This window comes from Bradyrhizobium sp. HKCCYLRH3099 (genome assembly GCF_051167855.1).
Taxonomy (GTDB): Bacteria; Pseudomonadota; Alphaproteobacteria; order Rhizobiales; family Xanthobacteraceae; genus Bradyrhizobium.
Genome location: NZ_JBNPTW010000017.1, coordinates 1 through 18,810, shown reverse-complemented (window position 1 = coordinate 18,810; position 18,810 = coordinate 1). Strand labels below are relative to the sequence as shown.

General features: G+C 65.3%; 20 protein-coding genes. All 20 read right to left on the bottom strand.

Annotated features, from left to right (window positions below; genetic code table 11):
• Window positions 1-152: 152 nt before the first annotated feature.
• The 20 genes from ACQR1Y_RS26395 to ACQR1Y_RS26300 all read right to left on the bottom strand — a co-directional run bounded on the left by ACQR1Y_RS26395 (window position 153) and on the right by ACQR1Y_RS26300 (window position 18,529).
• A complete protein-coding gene (locus ACQR1Y_RS26395; protein WP_434855979.1) occupies window positions 153-443 on the bottom strand; it encodes a HypC/HybG/HupF family hydrogenase formation chaperone in 291 nt (96 codons plus the stop codon).
• A gap of 26 nt (window positions 444-469) precedes the next feature.
• A complete protein-coding gene (locus tag ACQR1Y_RS26390) occupies window positions 470-1,054 on the bottom strand; it encodes a HyaD/HybD family hydrogenase maturation endopeptidase (protein ID WP_434855980.1) in 585 nt (194 codons plus the stop codon).
• 10 nt (window positions 1,055-1,064) lie between these two features.
• Window positions 1,065-1,808, bottom strand: a complete 744-nt coding sequence (gene cybH, locus ACQR1Y_RS26385) for a Ni/Fe-hydrogenase, b-type cytochrome subunit (protein ID WP_434877139.1) — start codon at window positions 1,806-1,808, stop codon at window positions 1,065-1,067.
• Window positions 1,809-1,821: 13 nt separating this feature from the next.
• On the bottom strand, window positions 1,822-3,612 hold the full coding sequence (locus ACQR1Y_RS26380; protein WP_434877140.1) for a nickel-dependent hydrogenase large subunit: 1,791 nt from the start codon (window positions 3,610-3,612) through the stop codon (window positions 1,822-1,824).
• Window positions 3,613-3,633: 21 nt separating this feature from the next.
• Window positions 3,634-4,731 carry a hydrogenase small subunit gene (locus ACQR1Y_RS26375; protein WP_434877141.1) on the bottom strand — a complete coding sequence of 366 codons (1,098 nt, stop codon included), beginning with the start codon at window positions 4,729-4,731 and terminating at the stop codon, window positions 3,634-3,636.
• 225 nt (window positions 4,732-4,956) lie between these two features.
• Window positions 4,957-6,396, bottom strand: coding sequence for a nickel-dependent hydrogenase large subunit (locus ACQR1Y_RS26370; RefSeq protein WP_434877142.1), 1,440 nt, complete (start codon window positions 6,394-6,396; stop codon window positions 4,957-4,959).
• The gene (locus ACQR1Y_RS26365; RefSeq protein WP_434877143.1) at window positions 6,393-7,409 is read right to left on the bottom strand and encodes a HupU protein; all 1,017 of its coding nucleotides are present in this window, start codon (window positions 7,407-7,409) and stop codon (window positions 6,393-6,395) included. The genes ACQR1Y_RS26370 and ACQR1Y_RS26365 overlap by 4 nt, the downstream gene beginning before the upstream one ends.
• Before the next feature lie 26 nt (window positions 7,410-7,435).
• Complete coding sequence (locus ACQR1Y_RS26360; RefSeq protein WP_434877144.1) at window positions 7,436-8,458, bottom strand: HoxN/HupN/NixA family nickel/cobalt transporter; 1,023 nt, start codon at window positions 8,456-8,458, stop codon at window positions 7,436-7,438.
• 269 nt (window positions 8,459-8,727) lie between these two features.
• Window positions 8,728-10,044: a trypsin-like serine protease gene (locus ACQR1Y_RS26355; RefSeq protein ID WP_434877145.1), complete on the bottom strand. Its 1,317-nt coding sequence runs from the start codon at window positions 10,042-10,044 to the stop codon at window positions 8,728-8,730.
• 94 nt (window positions 10,045-10,138) lie between these two features.
• Complete coding sequence (gene phoB / locus ACQR1Y_RS26350) at window positions 10,139-10,846, bottom strand: phosphate regulon transcriptional regulator PhoB (protein WP_009028046.1); 708 nt, start codon at window positions 10,844-10,846, stop codon at window positions 10,139-10,141.
• Between the two features lie 16 nt (window positions 10,847-10,862).
• Entirely contained in the window at window positions 10,863-11,579 is a 717-nt protein-coding gene (phoU, locus tag ACQR1Y_RS26345) for a phosphate signaling complex protein PhoU (protein WP_434855988.1), read from the bottom strand.
• 28 nt (window positions 11,580-11,607) lie between these two features.
• The gene (gene pstB / locus ACQR1Y_RS26340; RefSeq protein WP_434855989.1) at window positions 11,608-12,429 is read right to left on the bottom strand and encodes a phosphate ABC transporter ATP-binding protein PstB; all 822 of its coding nucleotides are present in this window, start codon (window positions 12,427-12,429) and stop codon (window positions 11,608-11,610) included.
• Window positions 12,426-13,316: a phosphate ABC transporter permease PstA gene (gene pstA, locus ACQR1Y_RS26335; protein ID WP_434877146.1), complete on the bottom strand. Its 891-nt coding sequence runs from the start codon at window positions 13,314-13,316 to the stop codon at window positions 12,426-12,428. The genes pstB and pstA overlap by 4 nt, the downstream gene beginning before the upstream one ends.
• A 3-nt stretch (window positions 13,317-13,319) precedes the next feature.
• Window positions 13,320-14,318: a phosphate ABC transporter permease subunit PstC gene (pstC, locus tag ACQR1Y_RS26330; RefSeq protein ID WP_434855990.1), complete on the bottom strand. Its 999-nt coding sequence runs from the start codon at window positions 14,316-14,318 to the stop codon at window positions 13,320-13,322.
• A gap of 90 nt (window positions 14,319-14,408) precedes the next feature.
• Window positions 14,409-15,419 (bottom strand): phosphate ABC transporter substrate-binding protein PstS, encoded by a 1,011-nt coding sequence (pstS, locus tag ACQR1Y_RS26325; protein WP_434855991.1) that lies wholly within the window; start codon window positions 15,417-15,419, stop codon window positions 14,409-14,411.
• Between the two features lie 949 nt (window positions 15,420-16,368).
• Window positions 16,369-16,692, bottom strand: a complete 324-nt coding sequence (locus tag ACQR1Y_RS26320; RefSeq protein ID WP_434877147.1) for a hypothetical protein — start codon at window positions 16,690-16,692, stop codon at window positions 16,369-16,371.
• A gap of 182 nt (window positions 16,693-16,874) precedes the next feature.
• Window positions 16,875-17,063 (bottom strand): hypothetical protein, encoded by a 189-nt coding sequence (locus tag ACQR1Y_RS26315; protein WP_434877148.1) that lies wholly within the window; start codon window positions 17,061-17,063, stop codon window positions 16,875-16,877.
• A 42-nt stretch (window positions 17,064-17,105) separates the two neighbouring features.
• On the bottom strand, window positions 17,106-17,339 hold the full coding sequence (locus tag ACQR1Y_RS26310) for a type II toxin-antitoxin system HicB family antitoxin (protein ID WP_434877149.1): 234 nt from the start codon (window positions 17,337-17,339) through the stop codon (window positions 17,106-17,108).
• Window positions 17,336-17,947 (bottom strand): hypothetical protein, encoded by a 612-nt coding sequence (locus tag ACQR1Y_RS26305; protein ID WP_434877150.1) that lies wholly within the window; start codon window positions 17,945-17,947, stop codon window positions 17,336-17,338. Before ACQR1Y_RS26305 ends, ACQR1Y_RS26310 begins: the two co-directional genes overlap by 4 nt.
• 174 nt (window positions 17,948-18,121) lie before the next feature.
• Entirely contained in the window at window positions 18,122-18,529 is a 408-nt protein-coding gene (locus ACQR1Y_RS26300; RefSeq protein WP_434877151.1) for a hypothetical protein, read from the bottom strand.
• Between the last annotated feature and the right edge of the window lie 281 nt (window positions 18,530-18,810).

The window sequence follows — 18,810 nt, the reverse complement described above, 5'->3', positions numbered from 1 at the left end:
AACTCAGGCAAGCTTTTGATTTAACAAAATATTTTCAGACGATTAAGTTTTCAGCAGGAAACGGCAAAGTTGGTTTCCATACAGGAGATGGTAAGTTTATTTTCTTGTGGAAACCATATTGTCAGAAACCTGACAGGATGACAGCCCCGAGATCAGCGCAGATGCTCCGGCAGCTGCGGCTCACGGCCGACCAGGTCGGCAAAGAAGTCGTCGCAGTTCTCGCCGTTCATCGCGGCCTGCAGGCCGCGCAGCGCCTCACCGATCAGCCGCGCCTCTTCGTCGTCGAGCAGGCGCACGGCGTTGTCGAGATAGACGAGGACCTTCGCGCCGACCGGCGGGCTTGAGAGAAGCAGCACCGAGACGCGGCGCTCCTCACCGTCGAAGCTGCACCGCGCCGAGACGCCGTCGGTCTCCACGATCGTCATCGGCAGGCCCAGGCACATGGCAGACTCCCTCGCGATCCCCCGGGTTATTCGGCCGGGTCCGCGCGCATTTCGTAGCTATGATGATCGATGTCGTTGGCGAGCAGGCGCGCGTCTCCGGCGAGCGGCTCGGGCCGCAACACCGCCGAGACGCCCCACTCGGCGAGCACAGCGCAAGCCAACTCGATCGCCGGGGCAATCTGCGCGCGCACCGGCGCGGTCAGCGGCCCGCCCCAGTCCTCGAGATCCAGCGGCTGGCAGCCGATCAGCGCCAGACGCTGGGGATAGCGGCCGAGCAGGTCGGCGGCGCTCAGCACCTCCTGGAAGCCGGTCTGGTGCAGGCTCATCTTCTTGGCGCCGGTGAAGCGCGGCACCTCCTCGTCACGAACGAGCTTGAGCTCGCCCGGGGCGAGGCCGTAGTCGATCGCGTCGAACACGATGAGGCCATCGGCTTCCTCGACGTAGTTGACGAGGTAGAGCCCCTGCGTGCCGCCATCGAGGATGGTGACGTTGTCGGGCACGGCGTAGCGGCGGTGGAATTCCTCCACCACGCGCACGCCGAACCCTTCATCGGCCCATAGGATGTTGCCGATCCCGAGCACCAGGATGCGGTCGAGCTTTGCTTCAGCCATCACGCGGCTCCTACTCGCGGAACTGCCGCTCGCCGGAGATCATCGAGGAGATGATGCTCTGACGGGACATGATGTCCTCGCGGATGGCGGCATAGACGTGCACCATCACGAACATCACCAGCGCCCACATGCCGAGGTGATGATAGGTGTGCACATCCTGGCTGTTCGGCCAGATCGAGAACACCCAGCCGAACAGCTTGTACTGCCAGCTGTCGATCCCCTCGCCTTCCGAATACAGCGCGAAGCCGGTGACGATCATGAAGGCGACGAACACCGTGAAGCCCGTGAACATCGCCGTCTGCGCCAGCGGATTGTGGCCGACATACATTTTCGGCTCGCGCTCCAGGAACGCATACCAGCGGATCTCGTGCAGCACTTCCTTCCAGAACTGCTTGCGATGCACGGGAATGTAGAAGATCTGCCGCGAGTGATGGTTGCCGACGAAAGCCCAGAGGATGCGGGCGAGGAAGAACACCGCCAACACCTGCCCGGCCGCGAAATGCGTGAACCGGATGTAGCCCATCACGAAGCTGCCCGATGCCTCGCCTTCCACCGTCGGCAGCGGCGTCCCGATCAGATAGCCTGTCACCATCAGCACGACGATCGCGGCCGCATTGACCCAGTGGCAGATGCGCACCGGGGCTTCGTAGACATAGACTGTGGGCCGGCCGATCGCGCGCTCGCCAGCGGCATCGGCCGCGATCGCGGCGAGGTTGGACTCGGTCTCCGGCGGACGTGCAACGGCATCCATCATGCTGCTTCTCCCGCTACCTGACCTTGACCGTCGCCATTTCCTGGCCGTCCGGGCTCATGACATGCGTCGAGCACGCCAGGCACGGGTCGAACGAATGGATCGTCCGCAGGATCTCCAGCGGCTTCTCCGGATCCGCCATCGGCGTATCCATCAGCGACGCCTCGAAGGCGCCGATATTGCCCTTGGGGTCTCGCGGCGAGCCGTTCCAGGTGGTCGGCACGACGCACTGGTAGTTGTCGATCTTGGTGTCCTTGATCTTGATCCAGTGCGCCAGCGCACCGCGCGGCGCCTCGGTGAAGCCGTAGCCCTTGGCCTCCTTCGGCCAGCTCTCCGGCTTCCACTTCTCGACATTGGCCGTCGAGGAATCGCCCGCCTTGATGCGCGCCACCAGCTTGTCCTGGAAGTAGCGCATCTGCGTCGCGGCCCAGTCGCACTCCAGCGCGCGGGCGGCAGTGCGGCCGAGCGTCGAGAACAGCGCCGTGACCGGCAGGTTGAGCGCCTTCAGGAGCTTGTCCGTCGGCTCCTTGAATTCCGGCTTGTTCTGCGCATAGCCGATGATGTAGCGCGCCAGCGGCCCGACCTCGACCGCGTTGCCGCGCCAGCGCGGCGCCTTGATCCAGGAATATTTGCCGCCCTCGTCGAGCTCCTTGATGTCGGTCTTGGTGCCCTTGGCGTTCGGTCCGAGCTGATAGTTCGGCTCTGTCACGCCGTCCCAGGGATGCAGCCCCTTGCTCTCGTCGGGATATTTGTACCAGGAATGCGTCACGAACTCCTGGATCTGCTCGGGATCGCCATGATCGATCGGCAGCACCTCGTTCAGATTGCCGTTGAGGATCACGCCGCGCGGCAGCTTGAGGTTCTTGGCCGAATAGTCGTTGGCATTCTCGGGGATGTCGCCGTAGGACATCACGCTCTTGCCGGAGAGACCGCCGCCATAGAGCCAGTCCTTGTAGAATGAGCCGATGGCGACGACGTCCGGCAGATAGACCTTCTGCACGAACTCGATCGAGCGGTCGATGATCGAGGAAACGAGGTTGAGCCGCTCCATGTTGATGGCGCCGACCGCGCCGGTGCCGTCGACATTGACCGCACAGGGCACGCCGCCGACCAACCAGTTCGGATGCGGGTTCTTGCCGCCGTAGATGGTGTGGATCTTGACGATCTCCTTCTGGAAATCGAGCGCCTCCAGATAATGCGCGACCGCCATCAGGTTCGCTTCCGGCGGCAGCTTGTAGGCGGCGTGGCCCCAGTAGGCGTTCTTGAACGGGCCGAGCTGGCCGGACTCGACGAACTTGGTCAGGCGTATCTGCAGGTCCTTGAAATAGCCGGGCGAGGACAGCGGCCAATCCGAGATCGACTGCGCCAGCGCCGAGGTCGCTTTCGGATCGGCCTTCAGCGCCGAGACGACGTCGACCCAGTCGAGCGCATGCAGGTGATAGAAGTGCACGAGATGGTCGTGCACCTGCAGACAGAGCTGCATGATGTTGCGGATCGAGTTGGCGTTGTCGGGGATCATGATCCCCAGCGCATTCTCGACCGCGCGCACCGAGGTCAGCGCGTGGGTGCCGGTGCAGACGCCGCAGATCCGCTCGGTGAAGGCCCAGGCGTCGCGCGGATCACGGTTGCGCAGGATGGTCTCGATGCCGCGCCACATCGTGCCGGTCGAGACCGCGTTGCGGATGACGTTGTTGGAGTCGACGTTCACCTCGACGCGGAGATGGCCTTCGATACGCGTGAGCGGATCGACCACGACGCGCTTGCCGGAATTGTCGAGATTGAAGCCGTTGGGAGTCTGGATGCCCATCGTTGCCTGCCCTGAACTGAATTAATGATCTTGCTTGGCGCTGGCGTCGTCGCGCTTGGTGGCGAGCCGCTTGACGGCGGTAACCGCGGCATGCGCCGCAACCGCGACGCCCACCGTTCCCGCCGCGGCCATGCCGATCTCGTCCGCGTTGCGCTCGATGCCGAACTGCTTGATCGTGGTGAGCCGGTCGTAGAACGAGCCCTTGTCCCAGAAGCCGTCCTCGGAGCAGCCGATGCAGCCATGGCCGGATTGGATCGGGAACGACACGCCGCCATTCCAGCGCACCGTCGAGCAGGCGTTGTAGGTGGTCGGGCCCTTGCAGCCCATCTTGTAGAGGCAATAGCCCTTGCGCGCCGCCTCGTCGTCCCATTCCTCGACGAACTGGCCGGCGTCGAAATGCGGCCGACGATAGCATTTGTCGTGGATGCGCTGCGAGTAGAACATCTTCGGCCGGCCCTGGCGGTCGAGCTCGGGCAGCTTGCCGAAGGTGGTGATGTAGGTGACGACGCCGGTCATGACCTCCGCGATCGGCGGGCAGCCGGGCACCTTGATGATCGGCTTGTTGGTGATCACCTTGTCGATCGGCGTCGCCTGCGTCGGGTTAGGCTTGGCCGCCTGCACGCAGCCCCAGGAGGCGCAGGCCCCCCAGGCAATGATCGCCATCGCGTCCTCGGCCATCACCTTCAGCTTCTCGACGAACGGCTTGCCGCCGTCGATGCAGAACATGCCGCCTTCATTCAGCGGCGGATTGCCCTCGACGGCGAGAATGTACTGGCCCTTGTACTTGGCGCGCGTCTCTTCGAGGATCTCCTCGGCCTGCTGGCCGGCGGCCGCCATGATCGTGTCGTCATAGTCGAGCGAGATCATCGACAGCACGACGTCCTTCACGAGCGGATGCGCCGAGCGGATGAAGCTCTCGGAGCAGCAGGTGCATTCCAGACCGTGCATCCAGATGACAGGCGTGCGCGGCTTGGTCTCGAGCGCATTGGCGATGCGCGCCGACGCCAGCGGCCCGAGGCCGAGGCTCGTCGCGGTCAGGCTGCAGAACTTATGGAAGCTGCGCCGCGTGATGCCCTGGCGCCGGATCACGCTGTAAAAAGTTTCCGTCGTCGCGCCCATGAGTCCTCCCCCCGATATCGCGTTGGCGATCATCCGATCGCGATCTGGCGAGAGGGGACAGCAAGATGCGGGCCAGCATTAGTGCTGAATTTGAATCATAATGATTCCAGATGGTTGGGATGATGCCTGCTGATCAGCAAACAGGTCAGAGACTCGGATCGGCCGAATATCGGAAATCACGCGCTTTGCACCCGACAAGCTACTTTCCGCCCTCGCGAAGCGCGCTCAATGCGCGGTGCAGACCATGCAGGGATCGAACGACCGCACGACATGCTGGATGCTGACGGCGCGCGCGCCGGCCTCGCCGACCTCCGTTCCGACCAGCGCCTGTTCGAGCGGGCCTGCGATGCCGTCGGCATCGCGCGGCGAGAAGTTCCAGCTGGTCGGCGCGATGATCTGATAGCGCGCGATGCGGCCGGAGCGCACGGCGAGCCAATGCCCGAGACTGCCGCGCGCGGCTTCGACAAGGCCGACATAGTTGCCATCGGCCGCCTCGCCGCTGGTTTCGCAGAACGGCTCGCTGAGGCGCAGACTCTTGATCCAGCCTTCGATCGAGATTGCAAGCTGCGCCGTCTCGATCAGGCGTGCGATGACGCGATTGCGGACATTGCTGCCGCTCTCAGACAGCAATGCTGTGATCAGCTGCTGGCCGTGGACCGCTTGCCGCGCCAGCGCGCCGACCTCGACGGGATCTCCCGCAAGCCGCGGCGCCTTGCACCAGCTATAGGCGTCAGGCTTGTCGGCATCCGGCTCGGTGCGGCTCTCGGCCGGATCGCGCGACGTATCGCGCATCCAGGCGTGCGACACGTCCTCGGTGATCTGACCGGACGGCAGCGCTTCGATCTTTCCATCGGAGGTCCGAAGCCCGGCCCGAAAGCGCGCAGCATCAGCATCGTGATACGCGCCAAAACTCATCAGCAGACCGGGTCCCGGCCCCAGATGCGCGAGATCGAGCGCATCGGCCAGGCGAAGGAAGTGCGCGAAGTCGCCGCCGCGCCCGTCGCGCCACTGATCGAGTTCATCCGGCGTCGACAGCGCCAGCACGTGTTCGAGCTTGTCGGCAAACACAACGCGTTCGAGAAAGCCGCGAAACGACGCCGCGATCGCATTCAGCCGGATACGCTCGCCAAGCTCAATCGCACGCGTCGTGCCGCCCGGCTGGAACGCTAGGCTATGCGGCCATTTGCCTGCGATGACGCCCATGATCTCCAGCAGCCGCGCCCGCGCCGGCAGCGCCTCGCGGGCCGCGGATCCCTTGGTGGCAGTGAAGCGCTCGGCCGCTGCGCCGTGCCACGCGTGAGACGCGTAGGCGTCGCGGGCGAAGTCGGGCATGAAGAAGATGTAGAAGTGGGTGAGATGATCGGCGGCGTTCTCGGCCGCGTGCGCGATGTTGGTCGCGAGCACGCCATTCGGCGCTGGGACCACGCCCATCGCCTGACGCAATGCAGCCGCCGCCGCGATCGACTGCGACACCGAGCAGATGCCGCAGATGCGCGGCGCTATCACCAGGGCATCTAGCGGCGGCCGCCCTTCCAGGATCTGCTCGAAGCCGCGGTAGAGCGGCGCCGTCACTTCGGCGCGCGCGACGCGGCCGCTGTCGATATCCAGGCGGACTTCGAGATCGCCCTCGACGCGGTTGAACGGGCCGACCGTGATCCGCGTCATGAGCTGCGCTTATCGCCGGAGCGGCTCGGCGGCACCACGACGTGGTCGGCGGTCGCATTGACGCGCACACGGCGCGGCGTTGCCGATTTCGACAGCGCGGCCAGCGCGACGAACCAGGCCTTGGGCATGTCGGTCGGGAGCCCCACAGGGATGCCCGCGAGCTTCGCCGTCTGCAGATAGTTCTGCGTGCTCTCGAAACCCGGCGAGGTGCAGGCAATGCAGGCATAGCCGCCCTTGGTGCAGGAGCCACCGCCGTTCCAGGAGCGCTGGTTGCAGTCGCCGACGGCTTGCGTCGCGCGGCAGCCCAGATGCTCCATCAGGCAGCCGCGTTCCGACATCGTTTCCGCGCTCGCCTTGAACTCATAGAACTCGTTGCGCGAGCAGCCGTGATGCGCGAGGTGGTTGGCGATGAAGGTCGGGCGCCCGACGGCGTCGAGACCGCCCGCCGTGAGGTCGCCAGCGGTGAGCGCCAATAAGCTTTCCATCACCCAGCCGGGATGCGGTGCGCAGCCCGCGACATTGATGACCGGCAGCCCGCGCTTCGAGCGGAAGCCGGAGCCGAGCGCACCGCCGGCATCGCTGCCCTCGAACTGCAGCCCGACGGCGTCGGTCGGATTGCTCCCGGCCGCGGGAATGCCGCCATAGGCCGCACAGCTTCCAACCGCGACGACGTAGTCGGCAAGCGGGGCGAGATCGAGCAGCCAGTGATAGATCGAGCGGTTGGTGCCGGCGAGCATGTTGAAGCGACCGCTGAGATGCGGTCCGCGCGCGACCGAGCCTTCGAGCACCAGCAGATCGAGCCGCTCGCGGCCGTCACGGATCGCGTCGAGCAGCTCGACGACCTCGTCGCCGGTCTCCTCGCTGACAGAAGGGTGCCAGATCAGGTCGATGCCGGATTGGCGCAGCTCGTCGAACCAGCCGGAGGCGCCGCTTTCCAGGATCGACATCGTGCAGCCGCCGCAGCTCGCGCCCTGCAGCCACAGCATCCTGGTCATTCCCTCCGCGCCGGCCATCGTGAGGTCCTGCCCTCAGCACAGCTTCATGCTGTCGTGTTTGGTATCTCCCCGGGGTTTAGCGTCCCCGCACGAAGGGTGGCAAGCGCCGCGTCGGCCTCGGAACCGCGCGGGCGGCGGTTGAAGAATACGGCGCCGGCCCAGATCAGTCCGAACAGGACGACCGCGACGATCCCCAGGTCGGCGATTCCGTCACCGAGCGCGCTCGCAACATCGGCCCACGTTCCGGTCAGGCCGAACAGCGGCGCCAGCAGCGTGGCGGCCTCGACGCCGCCGATCACCAGCGCGATCATCACCGACAGCCCGGTGATCACCAGATTGTAGCGTCGCTTGCGGGCGGGATCCGTCAGCGCCCAGCGGTAGGCGCCGACCATCAGCATGCCGTCGGCGGTGTCGACGGTCGCCATCGCCGCGGCGAACAGCGCCGGGAATACCAGGATATGCACCAGGCTCTCGCCGCGGGCCGCTTCGGTCGCCGACAGGCTCAAAAGACCGATCTCGCTGGCGGTGTCGAAGCCAAGGCCGAACAGGAAGCCGAGCGGGAACATATGCCAGGCGCGCGACACGACCCGCAGCACGGGCCGCAGCAGACGAATCAGGAGGCCGTTGCCGGGGCTCGCGCTGTCCGTCTCGGGCCGGGGCGAGCGGCGCCAGAGGTTCACGAACAGGACGAGGTTCGCCAACGCGATCAGCAGCAGGAAGCCGGCCGACACCGAGGTGCCGATGGCGCCGCCGATCGCGCGGATCGCACTGTCCTCCCGCAACAGATCCGCGCCGGCGACCAGGCTCACGACGATGGTGGCGATCACGACGACGCTCGAATGGCCGAGCGCGAAGTAAAGACCCGCGGCGCGCGGCGCATCGCCGTCCTGCACCAGCTTGCGGACCACATTGTCGATCGCCGCAATATGATCGGCATCGACGGCGTGGCGGAGGCCGAGCAGCCAGGCCAGCAGCGCGGTGCCGACGATGGCCGGGCGGTCGGCGTAGAGCGCGAACGCCCAGGCCCAGGCGAGCGCATTGGCGAGCACAAGGCCGGCCAGCAGCATCGCATTGCGACGCCCGACCGGCCGCAGCCAGGCTGGAACGAAACGCGCGGAGCGAGGATGATCAATTGGCAAAATCGTCATACTCGGACAAGAGAGCAAGACCTGCGCCAAAAGGCAAGGCTCGCACTGCCGCGCCCAAATCACTTGCAAATCAACCCTCGTCGCCCGTGCGGCTGAGGTTCCCAGCATTGCTTTGGCAATCCGCTATCCGGTCACGCACAAACATTGACCAGCCGGTGTCCAACTCTCTTCCCTTCCTGTCCCTCCCCTCACCGCGCGGATGCGCTCTGCGCGGCGATCTCGCGCCGCACGGCCGCCTCAAACTGGCTGGCGGACGCGGCGAACATCAGCCGCGTCTCCTCGTGGAACGCCGAGAAGATCCCGACCACCACCGGCTCGCCGCCGATCTCGGCCAGGATCGGCGAGCCAGAATAGCCGAAATTGGCAAGGCAATGCACGGTAAGGAGACGGGCGTCCCTGGTCATGCTTGCGCTGCAATTGCGCTGGCCGGTCGGCGAATAGCGCCGCTCCTGGCCATAGCCGATCTCGGAGATCGTACCTGCCTTGGTCGCAGCCGCGAGGTCATCCCGGCTCACGGACTTCACCGCCACCGGCTTCGAGGGCAGCGCATCCTTCAGGATGATCAGCGCCCAGTCGGCTGGCGAGCGGTCCAGCGACCATTTGTCGTGCTGGGTCGGAATGAACTCAGGCGCCACGATCAGCTTGTCGGCGACCGACGAGGCCGCGGGAGTGCCTCTGTTCATGCCAGCGAGGAAATGGACGTTGCCGGGGCTGACCTGCGCGACGCCGTTGAAGACACAATGCGCCGCCGTGAGCACCACGCGCGGCGCCACCAGCGTGCCGGTGCACGAACCTCCCGTGCTGTATTGCGCCACGGTCACGACACCGATCGAGGAGGCCGGCCAGGAGGTGGGATCGACGACGTCGCCGAAGTGGCGGTCGAGACCGAGCAACTGCTCCGCGCGCGGATTGGCAATCCCGGCATCGACCGATTCCGGCTTCGGCCGCCACGCGGCAATGGTGGCCTCGGCCTGGCGCCGCTGCGCTTCGCTGAGCTTCACTCTCTGAATCTCGCGGCCGGCCGACCTGACGCCGTTGCGGCCGGCCATCACGAGCCAGGCATAACCCTGGATGACGTCCCGGGTCATGACCTCGCCGTCGAGCATCATCAGGCCTAGCATGTATTGCGACTGGGCAAAGCCCTGCGCGGCGGCGCGATTGAACCAGCGGGCGGCTTCGCCGTGATCGCGGGCGGCGCCTTCACCGTTGAAATAGGCGATGCCGAGATAATGCTGGGCGACGGCGAGCCCTTGATCGGCGGCCTTGCGGTACCAGACCAGCGCCTCCGCCTGGTTGCGCGGGGCGCCCAGGCCGAAGGCCTGCATGAATCCGACATTGAACTGCGCGCGCGCGTCGCCCTTGGCGGCGAGCGGCTGGAGCCGGCGTAACGCCGCCGCCGGCTGTCCATTCGAAGCCGCAGCGACGGCGTCCTCGAGCTCGGCGGCCGCGGCATTGCCGGCAGCCACAAGCAACAAGGCTAACAAGATAGCGAACGTCCTGATCATTGTGTCTGCCGAGGTCCGACCATGATGATGGGAACTCGATCACACAGGATCAAGACGGCAACGGCGTGACCGCGCGATCAGGCCTGCTCGCCCGTCACGCCTGCTCCGACTTGGCGAAGCGGTCGTCCAGCGCATAGCCGGCGCCACGCACGGTGCGGATCGGATCCTGCTCGCGGCCGGGATTGAGCAGCTTGCGCAGGCGGCCGATGTGCACGTCCACCGTGCGCTCATCGATATAGATGTCGCGGCCCCAGACGCTGTCGAGCAACTGCTCGCGGCTGAACACGCGGCCGGGATGCTCGAGGAAGAATTCGAGCAGGCGGTATTCGGTCGGGCCGAGATCGATCGGCCGGCCCGAACGCGCGACGCGGCGCTTCTCGCGGTCGAGCTCGATGTCGCCATAGGACAAGACGGTCGCCAGCCGCTCCGGGCTCGCGCGCCGCAGCAGGCCCTTCACGCGCGCCAGCAGCTCCGGCACCGAGAACGGCTTGACGATGTAGTCGTCGGCGCCGGTCGCAAGCCCCCGCACACGCTCGCTCTCCTCGCCGCGCGCGGTGAGCATGATGATCGGCAGCTGCTTGGTCTCGGACCGCGCCCGCAGCCGCCGGCACAGCTCGATGCCGGACAGGCCCGGCAGCATCCAGTCGAGCACGACCAGATCGGGCACGCGCTCCTTGAGCCGCGTGTCGGCCTCGTCGCCGCGCGCGACGGTCTCGACCTCGTAGCCTTCGGCCTCGAGGTTGTAGCGCAGCAGCGTCGTCAGCGCCTCCTCGTCCTCAACCACCAGAATTCGCGCACCCATGTCGAAATCGTCTTTCTCAGTTACCGGGGATCGTGGTCGCGAAGCTGGTCATGTCGCCTTTCGGGCGCTTGTCCATGATCTGCTGGCCCTCGATCATATAGAACACCGTCTCGGCGATGTTGGTGGCGTGGTCGCCCATCCGCTCGATGTTCTTGGCGCAGAACATCAAATGGATGCAAAACGAGATGTTGCGCGGGTCTTCCATCATGTAGGTCAGGAGCTCGCGGAACAGCGAGGTGCAGATCGCATCGACCTCCTCGTCGCCCTTCCACACCGTCATCGCCGCCGGCAGGTCATGCGCCGCATAGGCGTCCAGCACCGTCTTGACCTGCGACTGCACCAGGTCGGTCATGTGCTCGAGGCCGCGGATCAGCTTCAGCGGATGGAAGTCGCTCTCCAGCGCGGCGACGCGCTTGCCGATGTTCTTGGCGAGGTCGCCGATGCGCTCCAGATCGGTGGCGACGCGCATCGCGCCGACGATCTCGCGCAAATCCACCGCCATCGGCTGGCGGCGGGCGATCGTCAGCACCGCGCGCTCCTCGATGATGCGCTGCAGCTTGTCGACCTCGGCGTCGGCGGCGACCACCTTCTGGCCGAGCGCCACGTCGCGCCGCACCAGCGCGTCGACGGAATCGACGATCAGCCGCTCGGCGAGGCCGCCCATCTCCGACACCAGCCGGGTCAGGTCCTGCAGATCGCTGTCGAACGCCTTGGCGGTATGTTCACTGGCCATGTTGATCTCCTGAAGAATGCTGTCGGCGTCAGCCGAACCGGCCGGTGATGTAGTCCTGGGTCCGCCGATCGCTCGGCGAGGTGAAGATCTTGCTGGTCTCGTCGAACTCGATCAGTTCGCCGAGATACATGAAGGCGGTCTTGTCGGAGACGCGCGCCGCCTGCTGCATGTTATGGGTGACGATCGCGATCGTATAGTTCTCCGCGAGCTCCTGGATCAGCTCCTCGACCTTGGCGGTCGAGATCGGGTCGAGCGCCGAGCATGGCTCGTCGAACAGGATCACCTCGGGCCGGACGGCGACCGTGCGCGCGATGCACAGGCGCTGCTGCTGGCCGCCGGACAGCGACAGGCCGGAGGCGTTGAGCTTGTCCTTGACCTCGTTCCACAGCGCGCCGCCGCGCAGCGCCTTCTCGACGCGGTCGTCCATCTCGGACTTCGAGATCTTCTCATAGAGCCGGATGCCGAAGGCGATGTTCTCGTAGATCGTCATCGGGAACGGCGTCGGCTTCTGGAACACCATGCCGACCCGCGCGCGCAGCAGATTGAGATCGAGCTTGGGATCGAGGATGTTGGTGTTGTCCAGCATCAGCTGGCCGGTGGCGCGCTGGCCCGGATAGAGATCGTACATCCGGTTGAAGATGCGCAGCAGGGTGGACTTGCCGCAGCCGGACGGGCCGATGAACGCCGTGACGCGGTTGGTGCCCAGCGTCAGGTTGATGTTCTTCAGCGCGTGATGATCGCCGTAATAGAAGTTCAGGTTGCGCGCGGTCACCTTGGCCGGCGCCTCGGGGAGCGGCTGGCCGTGAAGGGTGTGAGCGGGCTGACTGACGGAGACGGACAGTTCGGTCATTTCGTTTTCCTCTCGGCGCCGAGAATGCGTGCACCGACGTTCAAAGCGAGCACGGCCAGAGTGATGAGAAGGGCTCCGCTCCAGGCCAACTGCTTCCAATAGGCATACGGGCTCTGCACGAAGTTGTTGATGGTGACAGGCAGGTTCGCCATCGTCTTGGAGAGGTTGAGGCTCCAGAACTGGTTCGACAGCGCGGTGAACAGGAGCGGCGCGGTTTCGCCGGCGACGCGGGCGGTCGCCAGCAGCACGCCGGTGATGAGGCCGGAGCGCGCCGCGCGGTAGGCGATGCGGCGGATCACCAGCGAGCGCGGCAGGCCGAGCGCCGAGGCTGCCTCGCGCAGCGGGTTGGGCACCAGCAGCAGCATGTCCTCGGTGGTGCGCAGCACGACGGGGATCACGATGACGGCCAGCGCCAGCGCACCGGCGATGGCCGAGAAGCCGCCCATCGGCACCACGACGGCGCCATAGATGAACAGGCCGATGATGATCGACGGCGCCGACAGCAGGATGTCGTTGATGAAGCGGATCACCGAGGTCAGGCGGTCGTTGCGGCCGTATTCGGCGAGGTAGGTGCCAGCGAACAGGCCGAGCGGCGCGCCGATGCCGACGCCGATCACGGTCATCATGATCGAGCCGACGATGGCGTTGCGCAGGCCGCCTTCGCTGGCGCCCGGCGGCGGCGTGTCGGCGGTGAAGACCTGCAGGCTGAGGCCGGCGAGGCCGTTATAGAACAGCGTGAACAGGATCAGCGCCAGCCAGGTGACGCCGAACGCCGCGGCGGCGATGCACAGGCCGCGGACGACGAGGTCGCGGCGCCGGCGGCGCGCATAGATCGGGTTGATGGGATTGACCGGCGTATCGACGGTGGACATCTCGACGCTCGTCATGGGTTACTTTCCAGCCTTGGCTTCGAGCCGCGCCAGCATCAGCCGGGCGCTCGCCAGCACGAAGAAGGTGAGGACGAACAGGAGCAGGCCGAGCAGGATCAGGCTCGACTGGTGCAGACCGTCGCTCTCCTGGAATTCGGAGGCGATCGCGGCCGAGATCGTCGTGCCCGGCGCGAAGATCGAGGACGAGATCCGGAACGAGTTGCCGATGATGAAAGTCACCGCCATGGTCTCGCCGAGCGCACGGCCCAGCGCCAGCATGACGCCGCCGATGACGCCGACCCTTGTGTAGGGGATGACGACGCTGCGCACGACCTCCCAGGTGGTGCAACCGACGCCGTAGGCGGCTTCCTTGAGCACCGGCGGGACCGTCTTGAAGACGTCGACCGAGATCGAGGTGATGAAGGGCAGCACCATGATCGCCAGGATCAGCGAGGCGTTGAACAGGCTGAGATAGGACGGCGGACCTGCGAAGATGTCCTGCAGCACCGGGATGTTGGCGCAGAGGCCGATCATGAACGGCTGGAACGTGGTGGCCAGGAACGGGCCCAGCACGAAGAAGCCCCACATGCCGTAGATGATCGAGGGGATGCCGGCGAGCAGCTCGATGGCGAGGCCAATGGGACGGCGCAGCCATTGCGGGCAGAGCTCGGTCAGAAAGATCGCGATGCCCAGGCCCACGGGAATGGCGATCAGCATCGCGATGAACGACGTCACCAGCGTGCCGTAGATCGGGCCGAGCGCACCGAGCACCGGCGGATCGGCCGAAGGCGCCCAGCGCTTGGTGAAGAGGAACTGGAAGCCATACTCCTTCATCGCCGGCCAGGCGCCGATGACGAGGGAGATGATGATGCCGCCGAGGATCAGCAGCACCGAGATCGCCGACAGGCGAGTGATCCAGTAGAAGGTGACATCGCCGAGCTTGAACGCGCTCAGCGCGCGGGCGCGGTCATAGGGCCCTGCGGCAGCGGCGATATCGCCGACCTCGCTCTCAACGGCCATCTCAGCCAAGTCCGCCCCCTGCTTCTTTGACACCATCATCACCTTGAACGAACCCTCTCCCGTTTCCGGGAGAGGGCAGCACGCTTCAGATCAGCTCTTGATGTCGGCCGACCAGGTCTTCTCGATCAGCTTCACGACGCTGTCGGGCATCGGGATGTAGTCGAGCTCCTCGGCCATCTTGTCGCCCTTCTCGAACGACCACTTGAAGAACTTGATCGCCTCGGCGGAGGCCGCCTTATCGGTCGGCTCCTTGTGCATCAGGATGAAGGTCGCGGCCGTCATCGGCCAGGACTTCTCACCCTGCTGGTTGGCGAGGATCACGTAGTAGCCGGGAGCCTTGGCCCAGTCGGCGTTGCCGGCCGCAGCCTGGAACGCCTCGACGGTCGGCTGCACGGTCTTGCCGGCCTTGTTGACCATGCCGGTGTAGGTCAGCTTGTTCTGCTTGGCATAGGCGTACTCGACATAGCCGATCGAGTTCTTGGTCTGGCTGATGTTGCCCGACACGCCCTCGTTGCCCTTGGCGCCGACGCCGACCGGCCACTCGACCGCGGTGTTGGTGCCGACCTTGCTCTTCCAGTCCGCGCTGACCTCGGAGAGATAGTAGGTGAAGTTGAAGGTCGTACCCGAACCGTCGGAGCGGCGGACCACGGCGATGGCGTCGCCGGGCAGCTTGACGTTCGGGTTCAGCTTCTTGATCGCGGCGTCATCCCACTTGGTGATCTTGCCGAGATAGATGTTGGCGAGCGTCTCGCCATCCAGCACCATCTCGCCCGGCTTCACGCCCTCGAGGTTCACGACCGGCACGATGCCGCCCATCACCATCGGCCACTGCACCAGGCCGTCCTTCTCGAGCTGCTCGGCCTTGAGCGGCGCGTCGGTGGCGCCGAACGTCACGGTCTTGGCCTGGATCTGCTTGATGCCGCCGCCGGAGCCGATCGACTGGTAGTTCAGACCGTTGCCGGTCTCCTTCTTGTAGGCGTCGGCCCACTTGGAATAGATCGGGAACGGAAACGTCGCGCCCGCGCCGGTGATATCGGCCGCAAATGCCGACGTCGATGCGGCGACCAAGCCGGCAGCGACGAGTGCTTTGACGAAATTCATAGCTGGTCTCCATGCTTGGGAAGCGAAGCGCCGTTTGCACCCGATTGCGCTTCCCGGGCCGCTTTAGGGGGCTACGATGTGGCTTTTATAAAGGTTCGATGACAGCTGGATGACAGTCGCAAGCTATTGATAGATATTGAAAATTTGATCCTGCCCCGAATTTATACGGTCCATCTGGCCGTGTTCCATGACGCATTTGCACGCGGTTTGAGAGAGCGGCGCTCACGCCCCATGCGGCCTGTGCGGGTCACCGTCGGCGTTCATCAATTCGTGTTTCGTTGGTCAAGCCCGCACGTCATATTCAGTGTCGTCCCGGCCTTGAGCCGGGACCCATAGCCACCGGCCGGTGCGGCCCGGTGAGATTCGTCCACGCGCGTGCCCCGAACAACTCCCTGGGGTTATAGGTCCCGGCTCAAGGCCGAGACGACACCGCAGAGCGTGGCTCACAGTTTCCATCACACCGTTGTCAGACAAGCCCTCGCCGTCTCGCGGCACGCCGTGCCCGAGTGATGCATCGCTCACATGCCCTCTTGAATACGAGAGGGCGCGAGGAAGGCCGGACCTCGGCTGAGGCCCGTGGCCCGCCTGCAGAAAGATAAGCAGGCGGCAGTCACCACGAGTACAGCCGGACAGACCCGGCCTTCCCCGCGCGATTGGTTTTAACAGTGTCCTTCGTGCTCTCCCTGGGGATCGGCTTTGTTGCCCCCATCGCCCGCGCGTGCCGTCAAGCAACGACCACGGACTTGACCTCGGCGTCGAGAGGCCAGGACCACACGACTTCGCCGTCCGCGCCGGCCATGCTCGTCTGGCACGGCCGTCACGTCCATCGCAGCCCACCTCACCGTTCGTGACGACGCGTACGTCCCTCTGCATCGAGGCGGGATGCAGGGATAAGAGCATGAATTCTGAAAAATAGCAATATGTTTTTATTTCAGCGAATACATCCCCATCAAGCGGTCGGGGAATGGCCTGCGTCGTCCTTTAGGATCTCGCAGGCGGCCGCCGCGATGCGCTGACACAGCGCCAGCGCGGTCTCGCGGTCCTTGACATGAAAGATCTCCTCGCTGATCAGGCGATCGTCGAGCCAGGCGCGGAACGCCTGCTCGCTGTCGGGGGTGAAGGTGCCCTCCTCGTAGATGAAGCCGCTCAGCGGGCCTTCGATCACGTAGTCGGTGTCGGCGGCAAGCTGCGACGGCCGCGCGCATTGCGCCCAGATGCGGCCTGCATCATCGACGCAGGCGAGAACGCCGTCGTCGCGCTGTACTAATCGCATCTTCAAATTCCCCACGCAGATATAGAAGCGAACTCTCTCCGCGACATTGCGAGCGCAGCGAAGCAATCCAGAGTCCCGCCCACGCCGCTGGATTGCTTCGCTGCGCTCGCAATGACGGAGGAGAGACCGTGGATGTTACTGCCAGATTCGCGGCGGAAGGAAAGGTGACCGGGGATCGCGCCCTACTCTGGACACTTGATCTCCTTGTAGACGGCGTCCGCGAAGGCCTTGATGCCGGTGTTGATGCGCAAGGGCGAGGTCAGCGTCTGGTAGGTGACGATGCCGCGGGTGATCGACAGCACCTTGTAGCTTTCGGCGATCCTGGTCTTGTAGCACTTGCCGGCCTGGATGGCGTCTTCGGTCAGTGGCATAATCTTCCCTCCTCGCTCAACGATGCGATCTCACATCGCCACTCACGCCAGCGGAGCCGCGGCGTGGCGGACACCCGGGACGGGCGGCTCGCGATCGACTGCCTTGAGCGCGTCGAGCGCGGCAAACAACGCCTGCTGTCCATCGGCCATGGCCTGTTGCGCCGTCTCGCCAATGCCGATGACACCCGGAAGGTCGGGAAAGGTGACGAGAAAGCCGCCGCCGTCCTCGGCGCCGAGCTCCGTGACATCATAGGCATAGGCGTCGACATCGCTCATCGCGCGGCCTCATCCATGCCGTCGATCATCGCCACGAAGGCCCTGATATGCGGCGGCCTGATCGGCGCCTTCAGCGGAATGGTCACGCAATGCGGCACCGAGGGATGCAGGAAGACCTCGTGCGTGCCGGTGATCTTGCGAAACTTCATCGCATATTGCGAGGCGATGATCTCGAGATCGACCGGCTTCCAGTCGCGACGGGGATCGGCGCGCAACGCTTCGAGGCGCTGATTGTGGGGCCGGTTATGGGAACGGTCCTGTCGGCTTTCCGACATCCCAGCGGCGACCGGCCCGGCATTGTCGGTGCTGACGCCGGTGTCGTCGGGCTGCACCAGGCGAAGGAAGGCTCCGATGAAAGCGCCGACGCTGTCGTTGCGGTGCGCGAGCCGCCAGTTTTGCGACAACACGAGCCTGGTGCCGCTGCGCGCATTGTGACACGCGACGAGTTCATCCATCATCGTCAGCACCCTGACGGCACTGAGATTATAGGGCTCCTGCGTGAACTTGCGCGTGAGGTCGATGCGCTCCTTGCGCAGGCTGGCGTTCTCGACCAGCCAGTCGACGATCGTTCCGACCCAGAACGCCTCGGTGTTCGCCGCCTCAGACATGACCGCTCTCCGGACCGCGCACATTGTCGACGCGCGGACGCTGACCGGAGATCGATACAAGAGCCATGCCATCGGCATGAGGCACAGCGCCCCGCCGCCCGACGGACATCCAGGCGGCGATCCGACCCGCCTGCGCGATGTCGCGCGCAGACAGGTCACATGGTCAGCCGAAGCCTACCAGACGGGGCCGCCCCACGGTCCGCCACCCCAGCCACCATAGTAGCGGCGCGCATAATAGGGACGGCCGTAATACGGCGCGTAGCCGACGCCGGCATAGCCGTACGGCCCGCCGCCGTAGTAATAAGGGTCATCGTAGTAATAGGGCGTCGCCGCCGCCGCGATTCCCGCGCCGAGCAATGCGCCGGCCGCAAGCGCGCCGCCACCCCAGCCCCAGCCGCCGCCATGCCAGCCGCCGCCGAACCCACGGCCGCCATAGCGCACCTCGGTGGTGGGGAGCGGCGCGGCATCCGGCTTCGCAGCGGCCGACAGCGCCGTCATCGGAGCAGACATCGCCGGCGCATTCGCACCGGCCAGCAGCGCCCCCGAGAGGGCCAACGCCGCCACGACATTCAAGCTTCGCATCACTAGGACTCCTCGACAGAGATCATCACGCATGACGGCGCCATCTGGAGGGGGCGCCGCCGTCCGACGCGAGCGCGACGGACTGGAGCACGTGAGTTGCTCGAAAGCTACGAACTGCTGGTGGACGCGCGCGTTCCAGGCAAACATGCCGGCCGTCGCCGAAACACGGGCGTTTGATTTGGCATCCTTGCGACACGCACGGTGCGCTCCCCTCCCCCTTGCGGGGAGGGGTCGGGGGGGTCCAAACCGGCTACATAGGTGACAGAACAAACCGACGACAT